We start from the raw sequence: 257 nt of genomic DNA, 5'->3' as shown, positions 1-257 counted from the left end.
GATTCCCTTCATCGCCGCCGTAATGCGCGACGTTTTCGAGCTTGTGCCGCCCATGCTCAAAGAATCCGCCTACGGTCTGGGCAGCACCACCTGGGAAGTGGTCTGGAAGGTTGTGCTGCCGTACACCAAGTCGGGTGTGATCGGCGGCATCATGCTGGGGCTCGGCCGGGCGCTGGGTGAAACCATGGCGGTCACCTTCGTGATCGGCAACGCGTTCAACCTGCCCGAATCCATTTTCTCGCCGTCCAATTCGATCG

Annotated in this window: 1 protein-coding gene; it reads left to right on the top strand. The window is 60.7% G+C overall.

From position 1 onward, the window contains the following. A partial coding sequence (locus EUU22_RS20100) for an ABC transporter permease subunit (RefSeq protein WP_129333775.1) occupies positions 1–257 on the top strand: 257 nt, incomplete at both ends.

The sequence above is a fragment of the Ciceribacter ferrooxidans genome, from assembly GCF_004137355.1.
Lineage (GTDB): Bacteria > Pseudomonadota > Alphaproteobacteria > Rhizobiales > Rhizobiaceae > Allorhizobium > Allorhizobium ferrooxidans.
This window is presented reverse-complemented; position numbering and strand designations above follow the sequence as displayed.